This is a genomic window from Streptomyces sp. NPDC006997 (assembly GCF_040635175.1).
GTDB lineage: Bacteria > Actinomycetota > Actinomycetes > Streptomycetales > Streptomycetaceae > Streptomyces.
This window is the reverse complement of the sequence record NZ_JBEYHH010000077.1, coordinates 1-9110: the sequence shown is the minus strand read 5'-3', so window position 1 is coordinate 9110 and position 9110 is coordinate 1. Positions and strand designations below refer to the sequence as shown.

At 71.9% G+C, this 9110-nt stretch carries 10 protein-coding genes; 3 read left to right on the top strand and 7 right to left on the bottom strand.

The genetic code is table 11. The annotated features are described in order from the left end of the window. Window positions 1-503: 503 nt before the first annotated feature. The 6 genes from ABZ659_RS35430 to traA all read right to left on the bottom strand — a co-directional run bounded on the left by ABZ659_RS35430 (window position 504) and on the right by traA (window position 5437). Window positions 504-866, bottom strand: coding sequence for a hypothetical protein (locus tag ABZ659_RS35430; protein ID WP_360228995.1), 363 nt, complete (start codon window positions 864-866; stop codon window positions 504-506). Then, entirely contained in the window at window positions 863-1150 is a 288-nt protein-coding gene (locus tag ABZ659_RS35425; protein WP_360228992.1) for a hypothetical protein, read from the bottom strand. The genes ABZ659_RS35430 and ABZ659_RS35425 overlap by 4 nt, the downstream gene beginning before the upstream one ends. After that, window positions 1147-2214: a hypothetical protein gene (locus tag ABZ659_RS35420; protein ID WP_360228989.1), complete on the bottom strand. Its 1068-nt coding sequence runs from the start codon at window positions 2212-2214 to the stop codon at window positions 1147-1149. Before ABZ659_RS35420 ends, ABZ659_RS35425 begins: the two co-directional genes overlap by 4 nt. Window positions 2215-2216: 2 nt before the next feature. Further along, on the bottom strand, window positions 2217-2687 hold the full coding sequence (locus ABZ659_RS35415) for a hypothetical protein (RefSeq protein ID WP_360228986.1): 471 nt from the start codon (window positions 2685-2687) through the stop codon (window positions 2217-2219). Between the two features lie 182 nt (window positions 2688-2869). Next, complete coding sequence (traB, locus tag ABZ659_RS35410; RefSeq protein WP_360228983.1) at window positions 2870-4891, bottom strand: plasmid transfer protein TraB; 2022 nt, start codon at window positions 4889-4891, stop codon at window positions 2870-2872. 12 nt (window positions 4892-4903) lie between these two features. After that, on the bottom strand, window positions 4904-5437 hold the full coding sequence (gene traA, locus ABZ659_RS35405; RefSeq protein ID WP_360228980.1) for a plasmid transfer protein TraA: 534 nt from the start codon (window positions 5435-5437) through the stop codon (window positions 4904-4906). A gap of 172 nt (window positions 5438-5609) precedes the next feature. On the opposite strand from traA, the gene ABZ659_RS35400 reads away from it, so the two are divergent. Together ABZ659_RS35400 and ABZ659_RS35395 are read left to right on the top strand one after the other, a co-directional pair. Beyond that, window positions 5610-6350, top strand: coding sequence for a GntR family transcriptional regulator (locus tag ABZ659_RS35400; RefSeq protein ID WP_360228977.1), 741 nt, complete (start codon window positions 5610-5612; stop codon window positions 6348-6350). A gap of 41 nt (window positions 6351-6391) precedes the next feature. Then, window positions 6392-6754: a hypothetical protein gene (locus tag ABZ659_RS35395; RefSeq protein WP_360228974.1), complete on the top strand. Its 363-nt coding sequence runs from the start codon at window positions 6392-6394 to the stop codon at window positions 6752-6754. 363 nt (window positions 6755-7117) lie between these two features. Here the strand turns inward: ABZ659_RS35395 and ABZ659_RS35390 are convergent, their stop codons facing one another. Continuing rightward, window positions 7118-7555, bottom strand: coding sequence for a hypothetical protein (locus tag ABZ659_RS35390; RefSeq protein WP_360228971.1), 438 nt, complete (start codon window positions 7553-7555; stop codon window positions 7118-7120). A gap of 815 nt (window positions 7556-8370) precedes the next feature. Here ABZ659_RS35390 and ABZ659_RS35385 point away from each other — a divergent pair. Further along, window positions 8371-8586, top strand: coding sequence for a hypothetical protein (locus ABZ659_RS35385; protein ID WP_360228968.1), 216 nt, complete (start codon window positions 8371-8373; stop codon window positions 8584-8586). Window positions 8587-9110: the final 524 nt, after the last annotated feature.

Genomic DNA, 9110 nt, shown 5'->3' with positions numbered 1-9110 from the left:
TCTTGGAAAACTCTGTCAACCCTTTACCGAGGTGGCCACCTCCGGTGGCCTGTTCCCGCAGGTCAGAGCCCGTTTTCGGGGGGGTGGAAGCGTCCGCCGCCCGCTTGCGGCAGTTCGGCCCGCAGAAGACCTGTGCGGCGCGCTTCCGCGTGAAGCGCTTCCCGCAGTTCCGGCAGCGGGCGCGGGCCGCTTTCGGCACACGAACGGCCCCGGTCAGCGACGCGTCCGAGGGAGCGGTCGCCAAGGGGGCCTGTGGTCCTGCATCATGGGAATGCACTACGTGAGCACCAATCCTGAGTCCGTGGAAAGTCGAGGAAGCCTGGTGTTCGCTCGGGCCCGCCGTGCTACCGGCGGGCCCTTTGCGTTGTCTGATGTTGTGGCGCTGAGCCTGCCACAAAGCGACGGACAACCAGCCGATATACGGGCGACGCCCCTTGGGGCGGATGTGATTTGACGGACCGAAGGAAGCCCCGCCAGCCGAAAAGGCCGGCGGGGCTTCGGTGTTACGCGGCTTCGACCGTCCACTCCCACGGCTCGCCGTCGGCGGCGGCGCGGGCGGCGGCGTCGGCCAGGGCGCGGGCGAGGGCGGACGCCTTCGGCTTGAGGTGCCGGGTGCGGGAGACCTTGAGCAGCTGCTCGGCGACGAGCGCGACGTCGGCGGCCGGGAAGGTGCACGGCTTCGGGAACTCCAGCGCGGCGACGAGCGGGGCGACGGCCTGGCGGTCGTTGTACGACACGGAGTTCGTCACCCAGGCCGCGAGGGCGGCGACCTCCTTGAGGAGGTGGCGGTCCTGCCCGAAGAAGTCGGCGCCGTGGCTGGTGACGATGCTCGGCTCGGCGTCGTGGATCGCGGGTCGGCGGCTCATGCTCGGTCCTCCTCGAAGTCCATGTCGCACCAGCGGCAGGGGACGCCGGGCTTGTCCATCTCGTGGTGGAGCCGCATCCCGGCGGCGGTGGCGATGACGAGCAGGGCGGTGGTCCACCCGGCGGCCGGCGGGAGCCAGCCGGGGTTGCCCCACCCGATGACGACCCGCGCGCCGACGACCGCGAACGGGGCCGCCACGGTCGACGGGGTGTGAGCGAGCCACAGCAGGGCGGCGCGCACGCGCCATGACTTGATGAGCAGGAAGAGGCTCCGGCGCGTGCTCATGCCGCCTCACCCAGCTCCCGGACGCGGTTCGCGACCCACCCCGTGGACCATCCAGTGAGCGCAGCGATCTCCCGCTGTGAGCGGCCCGCGCTCACGCCGTCGGCCACGGCCTGGCGGGCGTCGGCCTCCGTGAGCTTGGTGGGCGCGTCGTCGTGAGCGGGGGCGCTCACCGTGGCGCTCACGGCGGGCCGGGGCGTGCTCACGGCGGGGCTCACGGCCGCCACAGGCGCCCGGCGGGCCTCGGCTGCCTTCCGGTCCCGCTCGGCCTTCTGCGCGTCCTCCTTGGCCTTGCGGGCGTCCTCCTGCTCGCGGCGCTCACGCTCGCGCCGGTCGGCCTCGGCCTTGCGCTCGCGGGCCTGGCGCTCCTGCTCCTCGCGGTGCCGGGCGGCGGCGCGTTCCTCGCGGTCCGCCTCCAACTTCGCCTCGTGCTCACGCTCCTCGCGGGCGACGCGGGCGGCGTGCTCACGCTCGCGCTCACGCTCGGCCGTCTCCTCGCGGCGGCGCTCACGGTCGGCGGCCTCCTGGCGCTCACGCTCGACCCGGCGGGCCTCCTGCTCGCGCTCACGGTCGGCGCGGGCGCGGTCCTCGCGCTCACGGATCTCGCGGCGGCGGGTCTCCTCGCGCTCACGGCGCTCCGCCTCGATGCGGACCGTGGCGGCGGCGATCTCGCGCCGCCACTTGAGCGACGCCTCGGCAACGACGATGAGCACGACCGGCGCGGCCATGTGGACTCCGACGCCCACCAGGTCGCCCTTGAGCGCGCTGAACCCGATGTTGAGCGCGACCGACGTCCCGCCGGTGAGCACCCGGAGGACGATCGGCCAGCCGCTGGTCGACCCACCGAGGCGGGCGACGATGGCGTCGACCCGGATCGAGATGACGACCGCGACGTCGACCACGAGCGGCAGGATCGGCGCCGACCACTCCCACCCGGGCGGGGTCGAGCGCTCGACCAGCGGCGTCACGGTGAAGACCGAGAACAGGATGACGCCGAAGACGATCACCCACGACAGGCGGAGCACCTTCTCCGCCTGGTCCACCTGCTCCTGCGTGTTGAGCCGCATGGTCACCGCCCCGCCTTCGCGCGGGAGAGGAAGCCGCGGGCGGTCGCGCTGACCTCGGTGCGCTGGACGACCGTGCCCTTGTAGACGTTGGTGGTCGAGGCGCGGCGGACGCGGGCGAAGGCGGAGCCGATGGCGGTCGCGGCGGCGGCGAGCCCGGCGAACGGCAAGGTCACCATGAGGACGCCGGACAGCGTGACGGAGGCGAGGCCCTGGAGAACGAGCCAGGCTCCGCAGCCGATGCCGGTGACGCCGGCGCCGACGCCGATGGAGGCCACGGCGATCCCGGCGGCCCAGGCCGGGACGATCCGGTGGTCCTCCTGGTGGACCGGGGGCGTGGGGCCGAAGGCGGGGACGGGGGAGTCGTCGCGGTACGAGGTCGGCACGACCGGGGCCGGGCGGTACGCCTCGGCGATCAGGCGGGCGGCCTCTGCCGATGCCTCGGAGTCGGTGAGATGCTTCGGGTCGGTGGTCACGGGTTACCTCCGTGGTCGCTGCGCGGGCCGCCCCGGTTGAGTCGGGGCGGTCCGTCGTCGTTCGGTGTGCGGGGGGTGTGCGGCGCGCTGTGCGAGGCGGTGTGCGGGGCGATTCACACGCCGCGTGACGTGGGGATTCGCGCTGTGAGGCTGTGCGGCACTGTGCGGCTGTGCGGGCCCGCTCAGGCGGCGGCCATCGTGGCGATGAGGCGGTACACGCCCTGCTCGCCGGTCGGGGCGAGGCGGCCCTCCTCCGCGAGCTTCTTCATCTCCTTGGAGACCCAGGAGCGGTCACGACCGATCCGGTCGAGGTACGGGGTCACGTCGCGGACAGCGACCGTGCCGGACCCGACCGAGGCGAGCATCCGCACCATCTCGTCCAGGAGCTCGCGGGCCTCCTCCGGCGACGGCTTCGCGTCGGGGAGCGCGGCCGACCCGGGGGCGCCCGGCAGTTCGGCGGTCGCGTCGAGTTCGGCGTCCTCCTGGTCGACGAGCGCGGCAACCTCCTGCGCCGACTCCTGCTCCTCGGTCAGCTCGACCGGGGCCGGGGCGGCGGGGAGCGGGGCGCCGGCCGCACGCTCGCGGCGACCGGTGAACAGCGTGCCCGCGACCCGCTCGGCGGCGGCGGCCGTCACCGCGTCCAGCTCGGGGCGCACGGCCGCGAACTCCCGGACGATCCAGGCGGCGGCCCGCTCGTACTCGCCCGACGGGCCGGTCCAGAACGTCCGCGCGGGGTTGGCGTACAGGTCCTCGTCCACCCCGGCGGAGACCAGGTACACGTACCCCTTGCGCTTGTTGCCCCAGGCGGCGGGGTTGGCGCCCGCGTCGAGGACCTCCTCGGGGAGGGCGAACCCGGCGTCGTCGCCCTTCACGCCGAAGCACATCGCGGCCGGGAGGCTCGCGCGGGTGTCGGTGGAGAGCTGGTAGCCGCTCGCGCGCTGCATGGAGACGACCAGGGAGACACCGGCGGAGCGGGCCTCCTGGGCGATGCCGGTGAACACGTCGTCGCCCAGCTCGCGCAGGAGCTTCGCCGCCTCCTCGAACCAGGCGAGCAGGTACTGGAGTCCGGCGCAGCCGCACGCCCGGCCCGCCGTGCAGGAGTGCGCGGGGTTGGTCTGCGTCATCGCAGCCGCGGGCTCCCAGGCGCGGTAGCCGTGGTTGCGCAGCCAGGCGGTGCGGGCGGGGATCGCGGCCTGGACGGCCGCGACCATCGCACCGGCCGACGGGGTGTCGAGCGCTGCCCAGTCGAGCGCGGGCAGCAGCGGCTGGAAGTCCTGGCCCGACTTCGCGGCGTCCGCGAGCCACACGGCGACGTCGCAGCGGGTGAGCAGGTCCATGAGGATGTCGAGCGCGCCCTCGGTCTTGCCGGAGCCGGTCATCCCCATCACGAGCAGGTGGATCGCGTCGAGCAGCGGGAGGAGCAGGTCGCTGCCGTCGTCGTAGACGCCCAGGCGCAGCGGCACGGCGATGGTCTCGCCGGGCGCGAACGGGCCGGGCCACACGGTCGGGGTCTTGAGCATGTCCTCGGGCACGATGACGAACTGGCCCTTCCTGGCGGAGTCGGGGTCGTGGCTGACGCGGATCGCGGTCGTCGGCACGTCGAGGGCGGAGGCGATCCGGGGGATGGCCTTGGCCACGTCGTCGTTGGTCAGCTCACCGGCGGGCAGCTCGTACGGCACGGTGACCCTGTTCGGCTCGACCTTGACGTCCTTGAGCTTGGTGCGGGCGAGCCCGACCTTCTCCAGGAGGCCCTTGTCCGAGTCGGACCCGGAGGTCTCGCCGGTGCTGGACCGCATGATCTGGCGGATGTTCCAGGTCAGGGCGAGGCTCGCGCCGCCCATCAGGTACAGGTCCGGGAGCGGGCCGGTGAACGGGCCGGACAGGGCGGCGGCGGTGAACCAGCTCGACCCGGCCGCCACGGTGATGGCGGAGTGGAGGCGGCGCTGCTGCCCCGTCGACTTGCCCGCCCACCAGGTCGCGGCCGTGAGGCCGACCGAGGCGAGGGTCAGGCCGACGCCCGGCCACGGGGCGTTGCCCCACAGCTCGTGGGCGCCGGCACCCGCCAGGCCGACCACGCCGGTGACGATCCACGGCGGGGTGTACGGCTTGGCCCGGTGCCAGAGCCAGGCGCCCATCCCGGAGGTGGACGACCCGGAGTTGAGGCGGTCTTCCTGCTGCTGCGATGCGTCCTTGCTGCTGGTCATGGCGTCCGCCTCTCAGAACTTGAACGGGTTGGTGGAGGCGGCGCGCTGCGGGCGCGGACGCATCAGGTCGGCGTACTCGCGGGTGAAGGCGCCGTACGCGCCGACGGCCGACTTCGCGGCGGCGGTCGCGCCGTCGGCGGCCTTCTTGAGCTTCCGGGAGACCTTGAGCGCCCTCATGCGGCCCTGGATCGGGTTGTCGCCAGGCAGCGTCTGGGCCTGCGCGAGGCGGGCCTCCAGGATCTTGCTCGCCATGGCCAGCTCGATGGCGGCCTGGATCATCAGCGCGCGGACGTGGTTGCAGTAGTTCCGCACGTCCTCGGTCGTGTTGAAGTCCGGCTCTCCGAGGACGAAGTGCGACCCGCCGCCGCCCTGCTGGCCACCCCTGGCCGGAGCGCCGCCCTGCTGCCCGTTCCCGTTCGAGGTGACGTTGACGTTGAGCCCGAACTTCGGGGCAAATCCGGTGAAGTTGTTGTTCTTGGTGCTCGCGCCGCCCTTGGACTGCGCGCCATTTGCCCCGGCCTGGGGCGGAACGTTCGTTGTGGCCACGACGGGACCTCTCATGCCGAAGGTACGAATCTGTCGGCAGCCAGGTACTTCACGTACCTTGCCGACGGCATGAAGGTACATGAAGCACCGTCCGGAAGCAAGATATGTACCTTGGGGCCATCCTTGATGTACCTTCGGGGGAGCGCGACGTTCTGACAAAGAGGGAGAAGCCGTGGCATACAAGGCACCGGAGGGGAAGGGGTACGCCGACGTGGCGGCCCACTTCCGCACACTGATCAAGGCCGGGGAACTCGCCCCGGGCGACGCGCTGCCGTCGGTCACCGAGATCCGCGAGCAGTTCGGCGTGGCGTCCAAGACCGTGAGCCGCGCGCTCGGCCTGCTCAAGAGCGAGGGGCTCGTCAGCTCCCGTGGCGCCCTGGGCACGGTGGTGGAGAAGTCGCCGCTCGTGATCACGGGCGCGGACCGGCTGAACCGGATGGAGAAGAACGGGCTCCGGTACGCGCCCGGCGAGACCTCATCCGGGCACCGCGTGATGCTCCGCTCCGTCCACGACCCGGAGATCTGCACGGCGCTCGACCTGGAGCCCGCAGAAGAGGCCGTGATCCGCATCCGGGTCTTCCGCCAGGACGACAAGCCGACGTCGGTCGGCGTCTCGGTGTACCCGCCGCACACCACGGCGGTGGTCCCCGAGCTGGGCGAGGACGTCCGGATGGTGAAGCAGTTCGACAAGCTCTACACCGAGCGGACCGGCCGCGAGGTCGTGAAGGGCCAGCGGACCGCGCACGCCCGCCAGGCGTCCCAAGACGAGCTGAACGCCCTGGAGATCGACGCGCCGCCGCACGTGTCCGTCTCCGTGCTCGTCACCACGTTGACCTTCCACGACGACGAGCGCCCGCTCGGCTACTGGGAGGACGTCTACGCACCCGGGGCCCGGGTGCCCATCGGGGAGTGACCTCTCCACCGCCGAAGCCCCACCGACCCGAAGAGGAACCCATGACGCTCGGACAGATCACCACCACCGACCTGAACGGCTGGCAGTACCGCGCGATCGGCGTGCTCGACAGCCTGGTGAAGGCCGCGATCAAGGCGGAGCGGTACCCGCTCGACTGGACCATCACGAACAGCGGTGCCCTGCGCGGCGAGGTCACCAAGTTCGGCCGCCTCAGCGAGAACGACCGCCGCTCCGTCTTCGACGAGTGGTGCCGCGTCCTGGACGCCGACGCATCGCGCGAGTCCAACCGGTTCGAGGGCGGCACCCGGCTGACCGCCGTGTTCCAGCACCCCACCAACCGCGGGGAGGTCCGTGGCTCGCTCGTGCTCGACATCGACGCGCCCCTGGACGACGACCAGGACTAGCCCCGTACGCCCCTCAGAGCCCCCGTCGAAGCCCACGGCGGGGGCTTCGTGCTGTCCGTGCCCGTCTGCGGCTCACAGAGCCTCCGGCGGCCCTCCGGGGGGCCACCAGTCCCAGAGGGGCGGCCTGTTTTCGGGTGCAGGTTCGTGGGTGGTCGGCGGGTCGCGGGGGTTCCCTCCGGTCTGAACGGCACCGGAGGCCAGCACACCGCCACCGGGGCCGCCAAGGCCGGAGCGCAAGCGTGCCGGAGGCAGCCTTGGCGGCCCCGGCGTCGGCGCGCTCTGGGGCAAGCCCTGCCGCCCAGACCGGAGGGAACCCCCGCTCAGGCCCCGCCGTGGTGCAGGCGCGCGAAAGGCCGGCCGCGACTACTCGCCGTCGGCGGCCTCGGGCTCGAAGAGGGTCGGAGCCTCCGTCGACGGGGGCGGAGCAAGGCGCCGGCGCTTCGGCTGCACGGGAGGCGGCGCGGCCCGGCGGACTTCGATCTCGCGCAGCTGCGCGTCCACCTCGTCTATCGACCGCACCCACCCGTCGCCCGGATCGGCCGCCGGGACCGGTGCCCGCGTTTCGTCACGTGACGGAACCGGGGTGGACCGGCTTTCGACACGTGACGAATCTCGGCGCGCGATGGCCGACGCCACGGCGGTGACCACCGCCTCGCGTTGGACGCGCGCCTCGTACGCGCGCTGTCGGCAGCTCCGGCGGCAGTAGTCGCGGCTCCGGCCGACGCCGCTCTGCCGGATCGGCTCGCCGCACCAGGCGCACAGCTTCGCGCCCTCGGCGTCCCTCGGGGTGTCGTGCTTCATGCCGCCCGACCGTACGCGGTGCGGCACGTCTCGTAGGGCGGCGCGTCCCACCGACGAAAGCGCCGGCGCTTCACCGCGGCGACCCCGGCCGCGTTCCTCAAGTACGTCACCGCCGACCCCGGTACGTCTCCGAGATGACGTACGCCGACCACCACCAGGAGCACGAGCCCGACGGCCGTACACCTCTGGCACTTTTGACCGCCGCGACCGCGCACCTCTGGCACTTCTGCACTCGGTCCCGCCGTACGGACTGCACCCCGACCCGAGTTGCAAGAGGTGTCACGCCGACCGAACGCCCTCGAACAGATCCCCCACACCTATGCATCACGACCGAACGGCCCGACCCGAGAGCGATGACACACCCTTGCATTCCGATCCGAAGGCCCACGCCGACAAGATCAACACGGGCACACCTCATGCATTACGAGCAAGATCAACACGGGCACACCTCTTGCATTACGGCCCCTGCTACAAAGCCCGGCACAGAACACACCTAGGCATTCTCAACGCGTCGGCTGCCTGACATCTCTTGCAACTCCGTCGCCAGAGGGCTCCCCAGGGAAGTAGTCGGCGCCGGAACCGGTGCCGTTCCGACCCCTGGTCTCCCTGCTCAGGCCGTACGCCGAAGGCCCTCGTACGACGGCCGCCGATGCGACCAGAGGCGCGACCAGAGGCGCGACGAGAACCGCGACCAGGAGCGCGACGAGAGACGCGACCAGAGGCGCGACCTCGATGCGGAGGACCAAGGTATCGGCACTTCCAGCGCCGATACGGACCGTGCAAATGCTGCGCTGGCGCGGCGGCAGACTGCCGTCATGAGCACGATGCGCCGCCCGCTGGGCACCGGTCCGAGCACCACCAGGAGCACGCCGTCGACCGACACCGGCCCGCGGCTTCTGCCCGCCGAACGAGCCGAGCCGGACGCACTCCTGGGGGAAGTCGAGCACCAGGACGTCACCGCGCGGAAAGGCCGGCGGAACCTCGGGCCGGGCATCGCCGTGACGCCCGGGGAGGGTGTCGTGGGGAAGTAGTCGGCGCGGCCGGACCCCCTTGACTCGCACGTCGGAGACCGCGTCGGCGTCGGCTCGGGGCAAGTTGTACGGCAAGCCGTAGAGCAAGTTGTAGGGCACGTTGACGGGCAAGTTGTAGGGCCAGTTGTAGAGCAAGCCCGCCCCCGACCGCCCTCGGTCGGGGGACACTCCCCGACTCCACCTTGCTCCGCTCGGGGAAGGGGAGCTTTCGCACCAACTTGCTCGCGGCCGGCACCCGCAGATCCGCAGAGCGAGTTGTGGGTTACTGACCCCAGTAACGCGCTCCGGTCGCGCTGCCCGACGGCAGCAGATCCCGGTAGCGAGTTAGTGCTTACTGGTACCAGTTTCGCGTCGGCCGGGGACGGCCGTGGGTGTAAACCGACCCGTAAAACGAGGTGTGACAGGGCCACCTCCGGACCCCCGCCCCGACCTGCACAGGCGCCCTTCCATCTCCCTGACCACCCCCTCTCCGGGACCTCCGTGGGGGTGGTCAGGGAGTTTCCAGGGGTTCAGGTCGGGGCGGG